Source organism: Devosia sp. 67-54 (assembly GCF_001899075.1).
Classification (GTDB): Bacteria; Pseudomonadota; Alphaproteobacteria; order Rhizobiales; family Devosiaceae; genus Devosia_A.
Map to the genome: position 1 here is coordinate 20,765 of NZ_MKVA01000002.1, position 19,571 is coordinate 40,335.

20 protein-coding genes are annotated in these 19,571 nt (G+C 66.6%); 13 read left to right on the forward strand and 7 right to left on the reverse strand.

What is annotated here, in order from left to right; translation table 11 throughout:
- The first annotated feature begins 75 nt into the window (after window positions 1-75).
- The 6 genes from BGO82_RS00825 (at window position 76) to BGO82_RS00850 (ending at window position 5,758) form a co-directional block, all read left to right on the forward strand.
- Window positions 76-2,190: an EAL domain-containing protein gene (locus BGO82_RS00825; protein ID WP_291303643.1), complete on the forward strand. Its 2,115-nt coding sequence runs from the start codon at window positions 76-78 to the stop codon at window positions 2,188-2,190.
- A gap of 169 nt (window positions 2,191-2,359) precedes the next feature.
- Window positions 2,360-4,174, forward strand: a complete 1,815-nt coding sequence (typA, locus tag BGO82_RS00830; RefSeq protein ID WP_291303644.1) for a translational GTPase TypA — start codon at window positions 2,360-2,362, stop codon at window positions 4,172-4,174.
- A gap of 59 nt (window positions 4,175-4,233) precedes the next feature.
- Window positions 4,234-4,587 (forward strand): type II toxin-antitoxin system RelE/ParE family toxin, encoded by a 354-nt coding sequence (locus BGO82_RS00835; protein WP_291303645.1) that lies wholly within the window; start codon window positions 4,234-4,236, stop codon window positions 4,585-4,587.
- Window positions 4,584-4,952, forward strand: coding sequence for a helix-turn-helix transcriptional regulator (locus tag BGO82_RS00840; protein ID WP_291303646.1), 369 nt, complete (start codon window positions 4,584-4,586; stop codon window positions 4,950-4,952). Before BGO82_RS00835 ends, BGO82_RS00840 begins: the two co-directional genes overlap by 4 nt.
- A 198-nt stretch (window positions 4,953-5,150) precedes the next feature.
- Window positions 5,151-5,447 carry a YggT family protein gene (locus BGO82_RS00845; protein WP_291303647.1) on the forward strand — a complete coding sequence of 99 codons (297 nt, stop codon included), beginning with the start codon at window positions 5,151-5,153 and terminating at the stop codon, window positions 5,445-5,447.
- Window positions 5,444-5,758: a DUF167 family protein gene (locus BGO82_RS00850; RefSeq protein WP_291303648.1), complete on the forward strand. Its 315-nt coding sequence runs from the start codon at window positions 5,444-5,446 to the stop codon at window positions 5,756-5,758. Before BGO82_RS00845 ends, BGO82_RS00850 begins: the two co-directional genes overlap by 4 nt.
- A gap of 1 nt (window position 5,759) precedes the next feature.
- On the opposite strand, the gene BGO82_RS00855 is transcribed toward BGO82_RS00850, so the two are convergent.
- The gene (locus tag BGO82_RS00855) at window positions 5,760-6,407 is read right to left on the reverse strand and encodes a TetR/AcrR family transcriptional regulator (RefSeq protein WP_291303649.1); all 648 of its coding nucleotides are present in this window, start codon (window positions 6,405-6,407) and stop codon (window positions 5,760-5,762) included.
- 353 nt (window positions 6,408-6,760) lie between these two features.
- On the opposite strand from BGO82_RS00855, the gene BGO82_RS00860 reads away from it, so the two are divergent.
- Complete coding sequence (locus BGO82_RS00860; protein WP_291303650.1) at window positions 6,761-8,884, forward strand: sodium-translocating pyrophosphatase; 2,124 nt, start codon at window positions 6,761-6,763, stop codon at window positions 8,882-8,884.
- Between the two features lie 55 nt (window positions 8,885-8,939).
- Here the strand turns inward: BGO82_RS00860 and BGO82_RS00865 are convergent, their stop codons facing one another.
- The 3 genes from BGO82_RS00865 to BGO82_RS00875 form a co-directional block, all read right to left on the reverse strand.
- Window positions 8,940-9,770: a hypothetical protein gene (locus BGO82_RS00865; protein WP_291303651.1), complete on the reverse strand. Its 831-nt coding sequence runs from the start codon at window positions 9,768-9,770 to the stop codon at window positions 8,940-8,942.
- Between the two features lie 154 nt (window positions 9,771-9,924).
- The gene (locus tag BGO82_RS00870) at window positions 9,925-10,968 is read right to left on the reverse strand and encodes an aldo/keto reductase (RefSeq protein ID WP_291303652.1); all 1,044 of its coding nucleotides are present in this window, start codon (window positions 10,966-10,968) and stop codon (window positions 9,925-9,927) included.
- Between the two features lie 42 nt (window positions 10,969-11,010).
- The gene (locus BGO82_RS00875; RefSeq protein WP_291303653.1) at window positions 11,011-11,901 is read right to left on the reverse strand and encodes a DUF3445 domain-containing protein; all 891 of its coding nucleotides are present in this window, start codon (window positions 11,899-11,901) and stop codon (window positions 11,011-11,013) included.
- 471 nt (window positions 11,902-12,372) lie between these two features.
- Here BGO82_RS00875 and motA point away from each other — a divergent pair, with 471 nt between their 5' ends.
- The 6 genes from motA (at window position 12,373) to BGO82_RS00905 (ending at window position 17,730) form a co-directional block, all read left to right on the forward strand.
- Window positions 12,373-13,236: a flagellar motor stator protein MotA gene (motA, locus tag BGO82_RS00880; protein ID WP_291303654.1), complete on the forward strand. Its 864-nt coding sequence runs from the start codon at window positions 12,373-12,375 to the stop codon at window positions 13,234-13,236.
- Between the two features lie 10 nt (window positions 13,237-13,246).
- The gene (locus tag BGO82_RS00885; protein ID WP_291303655.1) at window positions 13,247-14,161 is read left to right on the forward strand and encodes a flagellar motor protein MotB; all 915 of its coding nucleotides are present in this window, start codon (window positions 13,247-13,249) and stop codon (window positions 14,159-14,161) included.
- A gap of 229 nt (window positions 14,162-14,390) precedes the next feature.
- Window positions 14,391-14,681, forward strand: a complete 291-nt coding sequence (locus BGO82_RS00890) for a hypothetical protein (RefSeq protein WP_291303656.1) — start codon at window positions 14,391-14,393, stop codon at window positions 14,679-14,681.
- A gap of 78 nt (window positions 14,682-14,759) precedes the next feature.
- Window positions 14,760-15,419 (forward strand): NAD(P)-binding oxidoreductase, encoded by a 660-nt coding sequence (locus tag BGO82_RS00895; RefSeq protein WP_291303657.1) that lies wholly within the window; start codon window positions 14,760-14,762, stop codon window positions 15,417-15,419.
- Entirely contained in the window at window positions 15,416-15,940 is a 525-nt protein-coding gene (locus BGO82_RS00900) for a cupin domain-containing protein (RefSeq protein ID WP_291303658.1), read from the forward strand. The genes BGO82_RS00895 and BGO82_RS00900 overlap by 4 nt, the downstream gene beginning before the upstream one ends.
- A 311-nt stretch (window positions 15,941-16,251) precedes the next feature.
- Window positions 16,252-17,730, forward strand: coding sequence for an MDR family MFS transporter (locus BGO82_RS00905; RefSeq protein ID WP_291303659.1), 1,479 nt, complete (start codon window positions 16,252-16,254; stop codon window positions 17,728-17,730).
- Between the two features lie 48 nt (window positions 17,731-17,778).
- Here BGO82_RS00905 and BGO82_RS00910 read toward each other — a convergent pair whose 3' ends face one another.
- The 3 genes from BGO82_RS00910 to BGO82_RS00920 form a co-directional block, all read right to left on the reverse strand.
- A complete protein-coding gene (locus BGO82_RS00910; protein ID WP_291303660.1) occupies window positions 17,779-18,339 on the reverse strand; it encodes a chloramphenicol phosphotransferase in 561 nt (186 codons plus the stop codon).
- Between the two features lie 3 nt (window positions 18,340-18,342).
- A complete protein-coding gene (gene ppa / locus BGO82_RS00915) occupies window positions 18,343-18,876 on the reverse strand; it encodes an inorganic diphosphatase (RefSeq protein WP_291303661.1) in 534 nt (177 codons plus the stop codon).
- An 88-nt stretch (window positions 18,877-18,964) separates the two neighbouring features.
- Complete coding sequence (locus BGO82_RS00920) at window positions 18,965-19,399, reverse strand: TerB family tellurite resistance protein (protein ID WP_291303662.1); 435 nt, start codon at window positions 19,397-19,399, stop codon at window positions 18,965-18,967.
- Between the last annotated feature and the right edge of the window lie 172 nt (window positions 19,400-19,571).

A 19,571-nucleotide genomic window follows, 5' to 3' on the forward strand; every position in this document is an offset into this window, starting at 1 on the left:
AAGCGCTTATTAAGCCTGCGCGACTAGCGTTCGGCCAGCGTCGGTGTTGGGGAACGATAGCGGGTGAGCTCGAAAATGGCACCAGCGGGCCATTCAGACAGCGCTTTGCTGCTCGATGCGGCGCTGGAAAACATACCCTACGGCTTCTGCGTCTGGTCGAGCGAATTCAAGCTCGTCATGTGGAACCGGCACTATCTCGACATCTACGGCTTTCCGGCCGAGCGCATCCGCAAGGGCATGAGCCTCGACGAGGCGGCGCGGCTGGCCAGCGAGCTCGGCCATCACGGCGGGACGACGCCGCAGCAATTCCTTGCCGCCTACAAGAAGGAGCTGCGCAACAATCGCGGCGGGCAGCGCTACAAATCGCGCGAGCGGCTGGAGGGCGGGCGCACCATCGAGACGGCGCATGTGTATTCGCCGGGCCTGGGCTGGGTGGTGACGCATGAGGACGTGACCGAGGAGATCGCCTCGAGCGAGACCATCGCGCGGCGCAAGCGCGAGCTCGAGCGGCAGAACATCCGGCTCGACGCGGCGGTCAACAACATCAGCCAGGGCCTTTGCATGTTCGACCCGCAGGGGCGGCTGGTGATCTGCAACGCCCCCTATGCGCGCATCTATGCCCTGCCCGACGATCTGGTGAAGCCGGGCACGCCGCTCGACGCCATCCTCGGGCACCTGTTCGACAACGGCATGCATTCGAGCCAGGCCACCAGCCGTGAGGAATATGTGCGCTGGCGGCACGAGGTGATCGCCCGCGGCCAGCACGACAAGACCGTGGTCGAGTTCGGCACCCGCATCATCATGATGCAGCACCATCCGATGGCCGATGGCGGCTTCGTGTCGACGCACGAGGACATCACCGAGCAGCGCCAGCAGGAGGCGCGCATCCAGCACCTGGCGCGGCACGACGCGCTGACCGAGCTGCCCAACCGGGCGCAGTTCCTCGACGAGATGGCGGCCTCGGAAGCCAGCATCGACCGCGGCGAAAAGGTCGCCGTGCTGTGCATCGACCTCGACCATTTCAAATCGGTCAACGACACGCTCGGCCATGCCATCGGCGACAAGCTGCTGAAGCAGGCCTCGGCGCGGCTGTGGGGGACGACGCGCGAGACCGACATCATCGCGCGGCTGGGCGGCGACGAGTTCTCGCTGCTGCTCAGGCCGATCGACAAGCCGTCCGACGCGGCGATGGTGGCCGAGCGCATCGTCAAGGCGATGGCGTCGCCGTTCAACATCGACGGCCACCAGATCGCCATCGGCGCCAGCGTCGGCATCGCCGTGGCGCCGGCCGACGGCGAGACCACCGACGTGCTGATGAAGAACGCCGACATGGCGCTCTACCGCGCCAAGTCGGAAGGGCGCTCGACCTATCATTTCTTCGAAAAGGACATGGACGCCGCCATCCAGAAGCGGCGCATGATCGAGGCCAATCTGCGCGCGGCGCTGGCGGCGCGCGAACTGCGCCTGGTGTTCCAGCCGCTGGTCGGGCTCAAGGAAAACCGCGTCACCTGCTGCGAGGCGCTGCTGCGCTGGACGCATGCGGGCGAGGCGATCTCGCCGGCCGAATTCATCCCCATCGCCGAGGAGACCGGCCTGATCGTGCCGATCGGCGAATGGGTGCTGCGCGAGGCCTGCGCGGCGGCGGTGCACTGGCCGAGCAAGGCGCGCGTCGCGGTCAACCTGTCGCCGGTGCAGTTCAAGAACAAGCGGCTGTTCGAGACCATCCACGGCATCCTGGCCGAGACCGGCCTGCCGCCGACCCGGCTCGAGCTCGAAATCACCGAATCGCTGCTGCTCAACGACAACGAGCAGACGCTGCACACGCTGCACCGGCTGCGCGCCATCGGGGTGCGCATCTCGATGGACGATTTCGGCACCGGCTATTCGTCGCTGAGCTATCTGCGCGCCTTCCCGTTCGACAAGATCAAGATCGACCGCTCGTTCATGCGCGACCTCGAAAGCCGCGGCGACAGCCTCGCCATCATCAAGGCGGTGATCGGGCTCGGCCATTCGCTGGGCATGTCGACCACCGCGGAGGGCGTCGAGACCGAGGAACAGCTGCAGGCGGTGCGCGAGCAGGGCTGCAACGAGGTGCAGGGTTTCCTGTTCTCGCCGCCGCTGGAGCCGGGCGAGGTGCTGGCGTTGCTGACGCGGGAAGCCGAGCCGCTGCTGTTCAAGCGCGCCAGCTGACGCCGGGGAACGCCCGGCGCAGGGCGGGCCGGCGGGGCGGCCAAAACCTGCCCAAATTAACGCCATATCGCGGCGCAGCCCCCTCATGCAGCGAAATCGCTTGAGAATTGGGGCTTCTGCCACTATGTGAGCCCGCACTTCTCTCCCTTTATCGTTAGGCGGCCCGCAAATGGCGTTGCGCAACATCGCGATCATCGCCCATGTCGACCATGGCAAGACCACCCTCATCGACGTGCTGCTGAGGCAGTCGGGCTCGTTCCGCGAAAACCAGCGCGTCGAAGAGCGCGCCATGGATTCCAACGACCTCGAGCGCGAGCGCGGCATCACCATCCTCGCCAAGGTGACCTCGCTGGTGTGGAAGGACACCCGCATCAACATCGTCGACACCCCCGGCCACGCCGATTTCGGCGGCGAGGTGGAGCGCATCCTCAGCATGGTCGACGGCGTGGTGATCCTGGTGGACGCGGCCGAAGGGCCGATGCCGCAGACCAAATTCGTGCTCTCCAAGGCGCTGGCGCAGGGGCTCCGCCCGATCGTCGCCATCAACAAGATCGACCGCCCCGACGCGCGGCACCTCGAGGTGCTGGAAGAGATCTTCGATCTGTTCATCGCGCTCGACGCCAAGCCCGAGCAGCTGGATTTCCCGGTGCTGTACGGGTCGGGCAAGCAGGGCTGGATGGCGGCCGAGCCGCAGGGGCCCAAGGAATCGCTGGCGCCGCTGCTCGACAAGGTGGTCGAATACGTGCCCGAGCCGAAGGTGGAAGACGGCCCGTTCCGCATGCTGGTCACCACCATCGAGCGCAACCCGTTCCTCGGGCGGCTGCTCACCGGCCGCATCTTTTCGGGCAGCGTCAAGGCGGGCGACGCCATCCATTCGCTGAGCCGCGACGGCAAGGAGATCGAGAAGGGCCGCGTCAGCAAGGTGCTGGCCTTCCGCGGCCTCGAGCGCACGCCGATCGACGTCGCCGAGGCGGGCGACATCGTCGCCATCGCCGGCCTCGAGGAGTCGACCGTCGCCAACACCATCACGGTGCCGCAGAACAGCGAGCCGCTGCCGGCCAAGCCGATCGATCCGCCGACGCTGAGCGTCACCTTCCGCATCAATGACGGGCCGCTCGCCGGGCGCGAGGGCGACAAGGTGCAAAGCCGCGTCATCCGCGACCGGCTGCTGCGCGAGGCCGAGGGCAATGTGGCGATCCGCGTCACCGAGGGCTCGGATTCCGATTCGTTCGAGGTCGCCGGGCGCGGCGAATTGCAGCTCGCGGTGCTGATCGAGAACATGCGCCGCGAGGGCTTCGAGCTCACCATCGGCCGGCCGCGCGTGGTGCTGCGCGAGGAGAACGGGCAGAAGCTCGAGCCGGTCGAGGAAGTGATCATCGACGTCGACGACGAGCATTCGGGCGTGGTGGTGCAGAAGCTCACCGAGCGCAAGGGCGACCTCGTCGACATGCGCCCATCGGGCACCGGCCGTACGCGGCTGCGCTTTTACGTGCCGACCCGCTCGCTGATCGGCTACCAGCCGGAGCTGTTGAGCGACACGCGTGGAACGGCGATCTTCAACCGGCTGTTCCACGAGTACCAGCCGTACAAGGGGGCGCTGCCCGGCCGCCGCACGGGCGTTTTGATCTCCAACTCCAACGGCACCGCCGTCGCCTTCGCGCTGTGGAACCTCGAGGACCGCGGCCCGATGATGATCGACCCGGGCGTCGAGGTGTATGAGGGCATGATCGTGGGCGAGCACACGCGCGACAACGATCTGGAAGTGAACCCGATCAAGGGCAAGCAGCTCACCAACATCCGCACGCATTCCAAGGACGAGGCGGTGCGCCTGACCCCGCCCAAGAAGCTGACGCTGGAGCAGTCGCTGGGCTACATCGCCGACGACGAATATGTCGAGGTGACGCCCAAGAGCATCCGGCTCAGGAAGATCTGGCTCGATCCCAACGAACGCAAGAAGCAGTTCCGAGCGCGGGCGAGCGCCTGATATCGGCTTGAACCGATATCGGTTCTGGCCTATATTCCGGCGGTCGTCGAGGATCGCCGATGCCGTGGATCGTCCTTGAGCACCCAGCATTCTCGGCAGAGCGTGGCGCGATGCCGCCATCGGTCACCGCCAAGCTGACGGAAGTCGTGCTGGCGCTGGAGATCGTGGGTCCACATTTGGGTCGGCCATTGGTGGATACTCTCAAGGGATCGCGGCACGCCAACATGAAGGAGCTGCGGATCGGGGCGAGCGGAGCGTGGCGGGTAGTGTTCGCCTTCGATCTGGAACGCAACGCGATCCTGCTGGTTGGCGGCAACAAGCAGGGTGCGAACCAGACGAAGTTCTACAAGGATTTGATCCGTACCGCCGACGCACGGTTCGACCAATGGCTCGGCGCCGAGGGACACCAATGAGCAAGCTGAAGGCATCGGATTTCAAGCCGGCGCGCGACTGGATCGACAAGCTGCCACCCAAGAGGCTGGCGCGCGCAAAAAAGAATGCGGCGACGCTCATCGAAGCCATTCGCCTCGCGGAAGTACGCCGCGCCCTCGAGGTCACCCAGGCCGATCTCGCCGACAGGACGGGGCTGAAACAGGGAGAGGTTTCACGCATCGAAAACGAGCTGCCCAACATCCAGCTCAAGACGCTCGAGCGCTACATGCGGGGCCTCGGGGGCACCGTGACCATCGTTGCCGATTTCCCCGATGGCGCGCGCGCCGAGATTCCGGTGCGGGGCGGCAAGCCGGTCAAATCGAAGGCGATCGTTCGCGCCGGATAGTGCCGGCGCTGCTGGCCGGGCTGTCGCGCGCCGTCGCCGGCACGACGCGGCTCGTCGGCCATGCCCGCAGCAACGCGCTGCCGGGGGCCATGAGGCGACGCTGCACTGAAGGGCGGTCCGTTCACCCTCGGCGCCCTTCCGCCTTGCGAGGGCGGGCCCGAGCCCCTAGATAGTCGGCATGCAACAGGGGCCCCGCGCATGATCGCATTGCTGCAAACCATCTCGATGCTGCTGACGCTCGTCTGGTGGGTGTTCCTGGTGATGATCATCATGAGCTGGCTGATCAGCTTCAACGTCATCAACACGCGCAACCAGTTCGTGGCCGGGCTGTGGCGGGTGCTGAACCAGATCACCGAGCCGATCCTGAGGCCGATCCGCCGGGTCATTCCGCCGATGGGTGGGCTCGACCTCAGCCCGATCGTGGTGTTCGTGATCATCTTCTTTCTGCAGAGCTTCATCGCCAACGATCTGCCGCGCCTGCTCAGGCTGTATTGAGCGCGCCTGCCTACCGGCTGACGCCCGGCGGACTGACGCTCAGCCTCCGCGTCACGCCCAATGCCGGGGCCGACCGCCTCGAGGGCACGGAGTTGCGCGACGACGGCAGCGTGGTGCTGCGCGTCCGCGTCGCGGCGGTGGCCGACAAGGGCCGCGCCAATGCGGCGGTGATCGCGCTGCTCGCCAGATCCCTTGGCGTGCCGAAGGCGTCGGTGCGGCTGCTGGCCGGCGACACGGCGCGGCTGAAGCGTGTCGCCGTCGACGGCGACGGGCCGGCGCTGGCGGCGCGGCTCGCGGCGCTGCTCGGCTAGATCAGGCCAGCGCGCCGTGGAGGATGGCGCCGATCAGCCTGCGGTAGCGGGCGGGCAATTGCTCGATCGGGATCGGCGGCAGCGCCTGGTTGCTGCCGCGGGCGCCGTCGCACAGCATCTGCGCCAGGTCGGCGGGGCTGGTGCCGGGTTTCAGCGCCAGCAGGCCCGCCGCCTGCATGTCGGCGATCAGCCCCGCCACCTCGCGCTGGAAGGTGGCGGCGTGCTCGACCATGATGTCGCGGGCCAGCCGGAAGGCCTTCTCGTTGATCTCGAGCGCGTGTTTCGATTGCGCCAGCCGGCGGCGGTTGTCGGCATAGCGCACGTCCATCAGCACCACGAAGATGTCGACCGGGCCGGCGCCGGCCGCCAGTTGGGCGCGGGCCGCCGCCATGGCCTGCTCGATGGCGACGTCGCCATCGCAGCGCAACAGGAAGCGGAAGGCGTCCTCCTTGTTGGCGAAGTGGTTGTAGAGGGTGCGCCGCGACACCCCGGCGCGCGGCGCCAGGGCCAGCATGGTCATCTGCTCGTAGCCCACGTCCAGAAAGGCGTCGCGCAGCCGGCTCAGCAGCGGCTCGCGGCGATGGAGGCTGGTCTTGCGGGCGGTGTCGAGGATGGCGATGACAAATTCCCGCTCGCCGCGGGCCTCCATACGGGCCGCGGCGTGCCCCGCCGTCGCGCCGCCGATGCGGCCTCCCGTTCGTCCGATCTGTCGCGTTCCGCGGCCGGACGGCCACGGTGCTGCGCCCAGCGTTAAGCCCAGTCGGCGGCCGGGGCAATCGCGGCGGCGGCGGCCTCCCCGCTCTTCACAGCCCCAAAGCCGGGTGAAATCGGCTGAAACCCGCGGAAATCCGGTCATCCGGCGCGAAATCTGGTTGAATCATGGCAGCCGATTTGGCAGCGTGTGCGCCGGTTCCCCGGGGGCGGGGAGGTGACCGGGCGCTTGCGCATGGCCGCCGCAAATGGGTCGTCCCCCGCGGGTTTTACACACGAGGGACGTTTTTCATGACCACTCTACTCTGGGCGATCGTCGTCGCTGGTCTGCTGTCGATCGTTTATGGCATCGTCACGACGCGCGGCCTGCTCGCCGCCGATGCCGGCTCCGCCCGCATGCAGGAAATCTCGGCGGCGGTGCGCGAAGGCGCGTCGGCCTATCTGCGCCGGCAATACACCACCATCGCCATCGTCGGTGTGGTCATCTTCATCCTCGCCTTCTGGCTGCTGGGCGCCTATGCGGCGATCGGCTTCCTCATCGGCGCGGTGCTGTCGGGCGCCGCCGGCTTCATCGGCATGAACGTGTCGGTGCGCGCCAATGTGCGCGTGGCGCAGGCGGCCACCGGGTCGCTGGCCAAGGGGCTCGATCTGAGCTTCAAGGCGGGCGCCATCACCGGCCTCCTGGTCGCCGGCCTCGGGCTGCTGGGGGTTACCGTCTACTTCATCATCCTCACCCAGGGCGTGGGGCTCGAGCCGACCAGCCGCTCGGTGATCGACGCGCTGGTCGCGACGTCGTTCGGCGCCTCGCTGATCTCGATCTTCGCCCGTCTCGGCGGCGGCATCTTCACCAAGGGCGCCGACGTGGGCGGCGACATGGTGGGCAAGGTGGAAGCCGGCATCCCGGAAGACGATCCGCGCAACCCGGCGACCATTGCCGACAATGTGGGCGACAATGTCGGCGACTGCGCCGGCATGGCCGCCGATCTGTTCGAGACCTATGTGGTGACCATCGTCGCCACCATGGTGCTCGCCTCGATCGTTTTGCCCGACGCGTTCAAGCTCGCCGGCATGGTGCTGCCGCTCGCCATCGGCGGCGCCTGCGTCATCACCTCGATCATCGGCACCTATTTCGTGCGGCTCGGCTCGGGCAGCAACATCATGGGCGCGCTGTACAAGGGCATCATCGCCACCGGCGTGCTGTCGCTGATCGTGCTGCTGCCGGTGCTGTGGTGGGTGTTCGGCGACCTCAACGCGGCGCTCGGCGATGCCAGCAAGGCGTTCACGCCCTGGTCGCTGTTCTGGTGCGGCGTCACCGGCCTCGTGATCACCGCGCTGATCATCGTCATCACCGAGTACTACACCGGCACCGGCAAGCGTCCGGTCAACTCGATCGCCGAAGCCTCGGTGACCGGCCACGGCACCAACGTCATCCAGGGCCTCGCGGTGTCGCTGGAATCGACGGCGCTGCCGGCGCTGGTGATCGTTGCCGGCATCATCGTCACCTACAACCTCGCGGGCCTGTTCGGCATCGCCTTCGCGGTGGCGACCATGCTGGCGCTGGCCGGCATCGTGGTGGCGCTCGACGCCTTCGGCCCAGTCACCGACAATGCCGGCGGCATCGCCGAAATGGCGGGCCTCGACAAGGCGGTGCGGCACAACACCGACGCGCTCGACGCGGTGGGCAACACCACCAAGGCCATCACCAAGGGCTATGCCATCGGTTCGGCCGGCCTCGGCGCGCTGGTGCTGTTCGCCGCCTACACGCAGGACCTCAACCACTTCTTCGGCGACCTCAAGGTCACGTTCGACCTGTCGAACCCCTATGTCGTGGTGGGCCTGCTGTTCGGCGGCCTCCTGCCGTTCCTGTTCGGCGGCATGGCGATGACCGCCGTCGGCCGCGCCGCGCAGTCGGTGGTGATCGAAGTGCGCCGGCAGTTCAAGGAAAAGCCGGGCATCATGGCCGGCACCGACAAGCCCGACTACGCCCGGGCCGTCGACATGCTGACGCGCGCCGCCATCCGCGAGATGATCGTGCCGTCGCTGCTGCCGGTGCTGTCGCCGATCGTGGTGTACTTCGTGATCCTGTGGATCGCCGGGCAGGCCTCGGCCTTCGCGGCGGTCGGCGCCATGCTGATGGGCGTGATCGTCACGGGCCTGTTCGTCGCCATCTCGATGACGGCCGGCGGCGGTGCCTGGGACAACGCCAAGAAGAGCTTCGAGGACGGCTTCACCGACAGCCACGGCGTCAAGCACCTCAAGGGCTCGGAGGCGCACAAGGCCTCGGTCACCGGCGACACCGTCGGCGATCCCTACAAGGACACGGCGGGCCCCGCCGTGAACCCGATGATCAAGATCACCAACATCGTGGCGCTGCTGCTGCTGGCGGTGCTGGCACACATGGCCGGCGTGGCGTAAAGCGCCGTTCCAGTGATGTGAATGAACGAGGCCCGGAGCAATGCTCCGGGCTCTATTATTTGACTATGTAAAACGTGTTGCCGGCTACGGTTTGATCAATGACAGATCGGCGCCAAACTATCCCCAACTGCGCGTCCATCTCGCCTGATCCAATTCTTCCAGAGTAGATGCCAAGGACGATGTCGCGCTTTGCCCAAACGTATGGCTCAGACATTGTGCCGTCCTTTTTTGGAATGCTTTGACCGAACACTGTGTGGCGCGCCAGAACGACTGACCCGGACATGCCCTTTCGAGTCGCAGTGTCCACTACCAGCTTCGGGAGGTCGTCGATGTCGAAAGACGGATCGGATGCTATTGTACCTCGTTTCCACACCGGAGCCGGTGAACCAACAATGAGCCCAAGTGGAAAACCCAGAATAAAGACGTCCTGAGACGCGAACGGCGGAAGAACGGCATCATCTTCAACGTCGTTTGCTGCTCGTATACTCAGTCCTGAGTCCCTCACAAGCGAAGTTACGTCTATGGCGCCGACATCAACCAATTGTCCGTGTGTGGGGTGTACCTTCCAACGGCTTTCAGCAAACTCTCCTTCGTAGAGATCGACGGTGACGGTCGTCAACTTCATGGCGAAATAGCCTGCCGCGTCCGCGTCCGAGATCTGCTTAAGAGCAGTGAACTTCAGTTTGTTCGGAATGCCTCCGTGCGCGGACAACGGCTTACCCGAGGATGGATCCAGCCCCGCGAAGTTGTGCCAGTTGCTAATCAAGTATATCTGGGCCCCATTCCTCCAAAAGAAGCACGTGCCCGAGGCGAGCATCGTGTGATTAAACATCATCTCGACATATGAGACGGCATTGTTCCAAGGGTTGGAGAGATGACTGGGCAACGGCGCCTCTAAGAATGACGAGTATCGCGAGTAGGAGATTCGAATTTCATTGGCGGCCTAGTATCCCACTACACTAGCTGAGGCAGGTAGAGGGCTAAATGCCGGTGCAAGAAACAATATGATGATCTTCGCGGAAGGGCAGCCGCTGCCGCGACTACGGCTGCCTGCTCATATGTTTCGGGTCCATCTCTGCCCGCTGCAACGCCGGGCCGCTGGTCATGGTCCATTCGTAGGGATAGCCCATGGCGAGGGGCATGGTGTCGGTGAGCTGCCGGCGCAGCTCCGGCGGCAGGTCGAAATCGCCGGCGGCGAGGTTTTCGGCGATCTGGTCGACGCGGCGGGCGCCGACGATGGCGGCGGTGATGCGCCGGTCGCCGAACAGCCAGCTCAGCGCCACCTGGCTCGGGGTCTTGCCCAGCTCTTGGGCGGCGGCGACCACGGCGTCGACCATTTTGGCCGCATCGTCGGACCAGTAGCGGCCGACGAGGATGGCCTGCTGGTGGCCGTGGCGGGTGCCCTCTTGGGGCTTGTCCTGCCCGCGATATTTGCCGGACAGCATGCCGGCGGCGAGCGGGCTCCAGCAGATCATGCCCAGCCCCTCATTGTCGCAGGCGGGCAGCACCTCGCGTTCGATGTCGCGACGGACGAGGTTGTAGAGGTGCTGCGCCGAAACCAGCGGCTCGTAGCCCTTGAGCGCGGCGACGCCGTTGGCGCGGGCGATCTGCCAGCCGTAGAAATTGGAGCAGCCGAGATAGCGCACCTTGCCGGCGCGGATCAGGTCGTCGGCGGCGCGCAGCGATTCCTCGATCGGCGTGTAGGGGTCGGGGCCGTGGAACTGGTAGAGGTCGATGAAATCGGTGCCGAGCCGCCTGAGGCTCGCCTCGCAGGCCTCGACGATGTGCTTGCGGCTGAGGCCGCGCGCCGTCACCGCCTCGCCGGTGGGGAACCAGCCCTTGCTCGCGAGCACGATGTCGGAGCGCGGATAGTCCTTGAGGATGTCGCCCAGCATGCTCTCGGACTTGCCGGCCGAATACATGTCGGCGGTGTCGATGAAATTGCCGCCGCCGGAAACGAAGGCCCTGACGATGGCGCGCGAGGTGTCGAGGTCGCAGCCCCAGTCGGGATTGCCGAAGGTCATGGTGCCGAGGCAGAGGCGCGAGACGAGCAGGCCGGAGCGGCCGAGGTAGCGGTATTGCATCGAAATCTCCAATCGGGGCGGGATGCAACACCGGATCGCCGCTCAGGGCAAGAGCAACTCGCCGAGCCGCGCCAGCACGCGGCCGCGCTCGGCGCTCAGGCCCTTGTAGGCGAGCTCGTCCGGGCGCAGCGCCTCGATCTGGGCGATCAGTGCCGCGGCGATCTCGTGCCGGCGCGAATGCCGTTCCAGCGTGGCGAGCGGTTCGACGGCGATGCGGATGGTGAAGACGATGTCGCCGCTCTCAGGGAGGCGGCGCAGCGTCTGCCGCTCGGAGCGGAGGACCACCGGGTCGGCGCGCTCGCCGACGCCGAAGCGGCGGGCGCCGGCATCAGCCGTCTCGGGGTGGAACAGCCGCTCGTCGCCATAGAGCGACCAGTTCCAGCGCAGCATCGGCGTTTCCGGCCGGAGGTTGTCGAACATGCGGGCGATGAGCTCGGCGTTGCGCGTGCCGCCGCCGAAGCCGGGGACCGGCGCGTGCACCTCATCGATCGGCCGGCCGATCTTGTCGGCGAGCGCCCAGGACGAGGGAAAGCTCAGCGACGCCGCGGCCAGCCGCCAGCCGGCCGGAGCGCGGCGCATCAGCACCAGATCCTCCTGCACCAGCCGGGCCGCGGTCCAGAGCGGCGGTGCGCCGTCGGCGAGCGGCACCACGCGGCCGGGGGCGATGTGCATGGCGTCGCCGTCGCGGCGGTAGCGGCCGGGAAAGCGCGCCGGCAGGTGCGCCAGCAGCAGTGCCAGCACTTCGGCCTGCGCCGCCTCCGTTCCGGCCTCGGCGGCGAACACCTCGTCCGGCCGCTCCCGCCACAGAAGCTGCTTTTCGTCGAGATAGGCGTGCAGCCGGTCGTCGACGTCGATCCATTCGGCCGGATCGAGCGGCCCGAGGCCGATGCGGAACAGTTTCGAGGAGCCGTCATAGGGCGTGTGGCGGAGCATGGCGCCGGTTCTAGAACGTTTCACCGATTCAGAGAATCGGCGAAGCAGGCGTTTATTTGCGCTCTGTCCGATCGGTCGCGAGAGCGCCCGATCAGCCAACCGGTAGGGGTTTTGTCTGCGCTCTGGCCGGTCGGTCGCGAGAGCGCCCGATCGGCCAACCGGTGGGGGTTTTGTCTGCGCTCTGGCCGATCGGTCGCAAGAGCGCCCGATCGGCCAACCGCTGTAAGGTAGCTAGCCACCTGCCGCACACGGCTCCAGCGGCGGCGGAAAGTGTCGGCAAATCAAGGTGTCAGGGCCGGCGCCGCGGCTGCCGTAACCCTATATTTACGCCGATCGGAGAAGTTCGTCGGCGAGACGAGCCGTTCGCCCCGCTTTGGTCCGATCCATCGTCCCATCTCCGCGCCAGCGTTCCGGCCGCGGAGCGCATATCGGGGCCGCCTGGACGGGCCGCCCCCCGGGGGTAGTTGCGTCATGCGTGTTTCGATCGGCATCCTCGTCATCCTCCTGTCGGTGATCGGCGGCTACCTCGCCCAGGGCGGACATTTCGAGGTGCTGGTGCAGCCCTTCGAAGCCCTCATCATTCTCGGCGCGGCGTTCGGCGCCTTCATCATCGGCAATACCGGGCCGGTGCTGAAGCAGAGCCTCAAGATGTTCGGCACGGTGTTCCGCGGCCCGCGCTACAACAAGGCGGCCTATGTCGACCTGCTCGGGCTGCAGTTCACGCTGTTCAAGCTGGTGCAGCAGCGCGGCGTGCTGGCACTCGAGGAGCACATCGAAAATCCCGAGGAATCGCGGCTGTTCCAGAGCTTTCCCAGCTTCATGAAGCACCATCATGCGGTGGAGTTCCTGTGCGACTATCTGCGCATGGTGACGCTGGGCACGCGCGTGCCGCACGAGATGGAAGCGCTGATGGACGAGGAGCTCGAAACGCACGAGCAGGAGAACTCGCGCCTGGTCAACGCCGTGCAGGCGCTGGCCGACGGCACGCCGGCGCTCGGCATCGTCGCCGCCGTGCTCGGCGTCATCCACACCATGGGCTCGATCAGCGAGCCGCCCGAAGTGCTCGGCCACATGATCGGCGGGGCGCTGGTGGGCACGTTCCTGGGCGTGTTCTGCGCCTATGGCTTTTTCGGCCCGATGGCGCAGTCGCTGCGCAACATCTACGACGCCGAGCACAAATACCTCCTGGCGATCAAGGTCGGCCTGCTGGCGCACATTTCCGGCTATGCCCCGGCCATCGCCATCGAATTCGCGCGCAAGGCGCTGATGTCGGAAGTCCGCCCGACCTTCCTCGAGGTCGACGAGGCCACCGCCGACTGGAAGGAAGCCGCCTGAGGCGGCCGCCATGGCAGACACCCCGCCCTTCATCATCAAGAAGGTCAAGAAGCACCAGCACGCCCATCACGGCGGCGCCTGGAAGATCGCCTATGCCGACTTCGTCACGGCAATGATGGCGTTCTTCCTGCTGCTGTGGCTGATGAGCATGACGACGCCCGAGCAGAAAAAGGGCATCGCCGATTATTTCGCCCCGCCCAATGTCAGCCAGACCACCAGCGGCGCCGGCGGCGTGCTGGGCGGCACCGCCTACGAGAACGACCCCAACGCCAAGATGGCGGGCTCGCCCAACGAGGCGGAATCGTTCACCGCGCCGGCCAACGACCAGCAGGGGCCGCTGCTGTCGGTCAAGGGCGGCAGCCTCGCCGTAAAGGGCGACGAGCAGAAGAGCACCGACGCCGCCAAGAAGGACATCCAGTCCAAGTTCGACCAGCAGTTCAAGGCCGCCGCCGCCAGTATCCAGCAGGCCTGGCAGGCGATGCCGCAGGTCACCGAGATCACGCAGAATCTGCGGCTCGAGCAGACCGAGGACGGGCTCAGCATCAAGATCATGGACCAGGACGGCCGCCGCATGTTCCCGGAAGGCTCGAAATATCCGATCGAGGCGGTGCGCCAGGCGATCGCGGCGATGGCGCCGATCCTGCAGCGGCTGCCCAACCAGATCGAGATTTCCGGCCATACCGCCAGCGGCTCGCACTACGACAATCCGCGCTACGGCGCCTGGGAGCTGTCGATGGACCGCGCCGACGTGGTGCGGCAGATCCTGGGCGAGTTCGGGCTCAGCGACGACCGCATCCGCTCGGTGATCGGGCGCGCCGCGCAGACGCCGCTGTTCCCCAACGACCCGTATCTCGCCGGCAATGAGCGGGTGGAGATCACCGTGCTCTATGCCGCGCCGCCGGTGCCGGCGAATATGGGGTTCTAGCGGGCCGCCCGCATCCGCCGCACGAAAATTGCACATGCTCCACCTTCTGGTGGATGTTGCAGACCTTGCCTTCTGAGACACTCTCCGCCGGGCCGCAGATGCCGGCCGGAAAGAGGAGTGCAAGATGATCGGTTCTGCCGTGACTGGAAACTCAGGGTCTGCCCGCCGGAGGGCATTCACGCCGCGCGCCCTCATGCTCGGGCTTGCCGCACTTGCCGCGGCATCGCTCATGCCGACGGCGGCAAACGCCGCCTGCCGCCAGGGCTTCTGCGTCAGCGGCTATGATCAAAACGGCATCCATGTCGTCAACTTCACCGTGTCGATCAGCAACTACACGCATATCAATGCCAGCACGCCGCAGGGCCAGGTCGAGCTCGGCCGCAACCAGCGGCAGTTTTCGTTCCGGAACGGTCCGGTGGGACAGCTCGAGAGCTACGGCCTGCAGGCCTGCTACAAGGGCACGTTCCTGTCGAAGTCCAGCTGCACGCCGTGGGCCATGTTCACGCACACGCCGCGCTAGCTCCGGCGCGACCATATCGCCGAGGCTTGCTTTTTCCTCCGGCGCGCTGCTGAACTGCGGCGGCACGGAGGATTGGGCATGTCCCGCATCGTCGTCATCGGCGCGCATGGCCGCACCGGCCTGCTGCTCGTCGAGCAATTGGTGAAAGCGGGTGACGGCGTCGTCGCCGTGATCCGCAATCCCCGGCACATGGCCGATCTGGTCAAGCGCGGCGCCGAGACGGTGCTGCTCGACCTCGAGGCGTCGACCGGGCCGGAGTTCGCGGCGCAGTTCAAGGGCGCCGACGCCATCGTCTTCGCCGCCGGCTCGGCGGCGGGCGAATCGAGCGCCATCGACAGCGCGGGGGTGCGCAAGACGCTGCGCGCCGCGGCCAAGGCCGGAGTCAGGCGCTATGTCGCCATCTCATCGATCGGCGCTTCGACCGGCATGAAGCTCACCGGCGACTGGGCGACCGACGAGATGAAGGACTACTACAAGCACAAGCGCCTGGCCGGCAAAGCCATCATGGCCTCCGGCCTCGACTGGACCCTCGTCGAGCCGGGCGAGCTGACCGAGGGCAAGCCGACCGGCAAGGTGACGCTGAGCGTCGCGGCGATCCCGGAAAAGCCGGTGTCGCGCGCCGATGTGGCGGCGGTGGTGGCGGCGGCGCTCAAGAGTCCCGCCAGCATCGGCAAGGCGCTGCAGCTCACGGCGGGCAAGACGCCGATCGCCGACGCGTTCAAGGCGCTGGGCAAATGAGCGGCGACCATCCGCATCCGCCAGATCACGCGCATGCTGATCATCAGCATGCTGACGAACAGGCGCGCTGGAAGCGTGACGGGGTGCGCGTCATCAAGGGCGACCAGCTCGACCCCAACACGGCGCAGACGCCGGGCATGTTCCGGCAGGCGGCGATCAACCAGGCGCGGGTCGGGGCGCAGAAGATCTGGGCCGGCACCGTGGCCATCGCGCCCAACGCCAAGACCGGCGTGCATCATCACGGCGCGCTCGAAAGCGTGATCTATGTGGTGTCGGGCCATGCCCGCATGCGCTGGGGCGAGCATCTCGAATATGTCGCCGAGGCCTATCCGGGCGATTTCATCTACGTGCCGCCCTATGTGCCGCACCAGGAGATCAACGCCGATCCGGCGCAGCCGCTGCAATGCGTGCTGGTGCGCTCCGACAACGAGGCGGTGGTGGTCAACATCCCCGACATCGCCCCGGTGGAGCCGCCGGAAGAGGTGTACTGGATCGATCCGATCCACAAGGCCAGGCCGTAGCGACAGGCCGTTGCCAAAAAATCACGGATGTTTCGTCGATTCCACGCCGGCTCGCGCGTCGAGTTGTCGAACCCGGCGAGACGCCCCATCTGCCTGCTGACAAGATCTGTCAGTGCGCTCGGGCATGGTCTTTCCGCAGCCCGAGAGAGGACCGACAGGATGATTGCCCGCTTTGCATATGGGTGGGGTTGCGACCCCGCTCAAACCGTTTGTGACGAAAAATCGTCAGAAGTTTCGCTTTCCTGCCACGGCAATTCTGCTATGCCGTGCGCCCCTCAGCTTTCGCCCCGCGCCTTTCGAGGAGACCGCACGTGACCTCCGAAACCTATTCCGACGCCTCCGTGGCGGCCGCCCAGCATCCCGACAACGCGGCGCGCAACAGCCTCGTCATCAATCTGCTGCTGGTCTCGGCCTTCGTGGTGATGCTCAACGAGACCATCATGAACGTCGCCATCCCGACGATTCGCGATGCCTTCGCCACGACCCCCAGCGCCGCGCAATGGCTGGCGACGGCGTTCCTGCTCACCATGGCGGTGGTGATCCCGATCAGCGGCTTCCTGCTGCAGCGGCTCAGCACGCGCACCATCTTCGTGCTCGCCATGACGCTGTTCTCGGCCGGCACGGCGCTGGCCATCTTCGCGCCCAACCTCGAAGTGCTGGTGTTCTGCCGCGTGGTGCAGGCCTCGGGCACGGCGGTGATGATGCCGCTGCTGATGACCACGGTGATGACGCTGGTGCCGCCGCAGAACCGCGGCCGCATGATGGGCAACATCTCGGTGGTGATGTCGCTGGCGCCGGCGGCCGGGCCGGTGGTGGGCGGGCTGATCATCAGCTATCTGCCCTGGCACTACATCTTCATCCTGGTGCTGCCGATCGCGCTGATCGCGCTGACCCTGGGCCTGCGCCGCATGGTCAACGTCACCACGCCGCACAAGGCCAGCCTCGACGTGCTGTCGGTGATCCTGTCGGCCTTCGCCTTCGGCGGGCTGGTCTACGGGCTTTCGGGCCTCGGCTCGCTCGACAGCGCAGCGGGCGGCAGCCAGTCGGTGGCGTGGATCGCGCTCGGCGTGGGCGTCGTCACCATGGTGCTCTTCGTCTGGCGGCAGATTGCGCTGCAGGCCAGCGGCTCGCCGCTGCTCGACCTCCGGACTTTCCAGTCGTGGAACTTCAGCGTCGCCAACATCATGTTCGTGATCGGCATGGCCTCGATGTTCGGCAGCCTCAACCTGCTGCCGTATTACCTGCAGAACGTGCTGAAGCTCGAGCCGGTCTATATCGGCCTCATCCTCCTGCCCGGCGGGCTGTGGATGGCGATCCTCGGGCCGTTCGTCGGCCGGCTCTACGACAAGGTCGGCCCCCGGCCGCTGATCATCCCGGCGATGTTCATCATCTCGGGCGTGCTGTGGGCGATGACGCTGCTCGGCACCACCACCTGGTGGCCGCTGATCGTCGCCGGCTATCTGATCCTGTGCACCGGCTTCTCGTTCCTGTTCGGGCCGCTGTTCACGCTGAGCCTGGGGTCGGTCAAGCCCGAATTCTACTCGCATGGCTCGGCGCTGCTCGGCTCGATCCAGCAGGTGGCGGGCGCGGCGGGCGTGGCGCTGCTCATCGCCATCATGGCGTCGCGGGCGCAGGCGCTGGGCGGCATCGACGATGTCGAGGCGCTGGCCGCCGGCATCCGCACGGCGTTCCTGGTCGGCGCCAGCATCTCGCTCCTGGCGGTGGTCACGACGTTCTTCATCAGGAAGCCCGATCCGGCGCCGCAAGGCGGCTGGGGCGGCGGCCACTAGGACTGCTGGAACGATGTTACAAGGCGCGGGAGCGATCCCGCGCCCTGTTCATTGGTGCGCCAGCGCAATCGCGATACGGTCGGCACACTGCTGCGGACTCAGCGCGGAAGTATCGACCTCGAGGTCGTAGCGCTTTCCGGCATGTACCGTGTCCTGCCAGCGCTGCACGGGCAGCGGAACAGCGGCGCCGCCGGCATAATGTCCGGTGGTATCGGCATTGCGCCGCGCCATGATCGCCTCGATCGGGCAATGCACGCCGACCCAGAGGACAGACAAGCCGGCCAGCGTTTCGCGGGCCATTTGCGCAATGCCGAGCGGGCGGCTGTAGTCGTCGTGCAATCCGACGTCGCTCACGACATCGAGGCCGTTGCGCGCGAATGCTGCGAGGCTGTCGAAGAGCGATGCGTAGCCGCGCCGGACGAATTCCTCGAGGTCGGGCCGTTCGCCGCCCGGCCTGAGGCCGATGCCGGGACGCAGATGCTGCGGCGTCATCGCCATCATGGCGTCGACGCCGAAGCCCAGCCAGTCCCCCCTGGCCTGCAGCGCCCGCGCGATCGAACTCTTGCCGGCGCGCGGCACGCCGTTGAGCAGGATGACGCGGCCAAACATCGGCTACTTGGCGGTCTTGGCCAACTCGATCGAGTCGAGGATGACGCGGCGGGCATCGGCGGCGTCGCCGACATGGGAGATCTTGGCCCATTTGTTGGGCTCGAGATCCTTGTAGTGGGTGAAGAAGTGCTTCACGCGCTCGACCTGGATGTCCTGGATATCGTGGATATCGTGCACCTTGTCGTACATGGCGGTGAGCTTGTGCGCCGGCACCGCCAGGATCTTTTCGTCCTTGCCGCCGTCGTCTTCCATGAACAGCACGCCGATGGGGCGGCTGCGCACCACGGCGCCGGGCACCAGCGGCCTTGAGTTCATCACCAGCACGTCGAGCGGGTCGCCGTCGCCGCACAGCGTGTGCGGGATGAAGCCGTAATTTCCCGGATAGCGCATCGGGGTATAGAGGAAGCGGTCGACGAACAGGGCGCCCGAGGCCTTGTCGATCTCGTATTTGATCGGCTCGCCGCCCAGCGGCACCTCGATGATGACGTTGATGTCGTCGGGCGGGGCCTTGCCGATGGCGATGGCGTCGATGTTCATGGGCGGCTCGAGGCTGTTGCGGAAAGAGGCGGGGGTTTTGGCGCAGCGCCCGGCATCTGGCAAGCGCTCGTTGCGTCGCGGGCGGCGCTCAGGCGGAGCGGCTCATCTGCTTGCGCAGCGTCGTGCGGTCGCGCGCCGACACGCCGATCAGCTCGGCGATGCGCCAGACCATGTTGTCCTCGAGCTCGTGGTTCTTGCCGTCGGCGAACACCACCTGCCACATCATGCGCACGATCTCGAGCCGCTCGGCTTCCTCGAGCGAGGCGATGGCGGAGGTGAAGCGGTAGAAATCGACCGCCTCGCTGTCGCTGCGGGTGGCCTGCGCGACCAGCCGGTCGACCTCGTCTTCGGCGAGGCCGTAATGGTCCATCAGCGCGCTGCGCACGGCGGCGCGCTCGTCGTCGGTCACCTGCCCGTCCACTGCCGACAGGTGCACCAGCAGGGCGGCGACCGCGAGCCGGGGCTCGTTGTGGAAGTGCGGCGTTTCGGGCTGGGCGAACAGGCGGGTGATGGCGTCGAACATGAGGCTTTCCGATGCGAGGGTCGCTGAAATACTGCGCGAGCCCCCGGTTGCGGAAGCCGGGCGAGGCCGCCTCACGCGCTGTTGAAGCCGAAGCGCGGCGTTTCGGCCACATGCGGGGCCGGCGAAAGAGTCGGCTTGACTCTGCAACCGAGTCTGATGTTCTCTCTTTGTT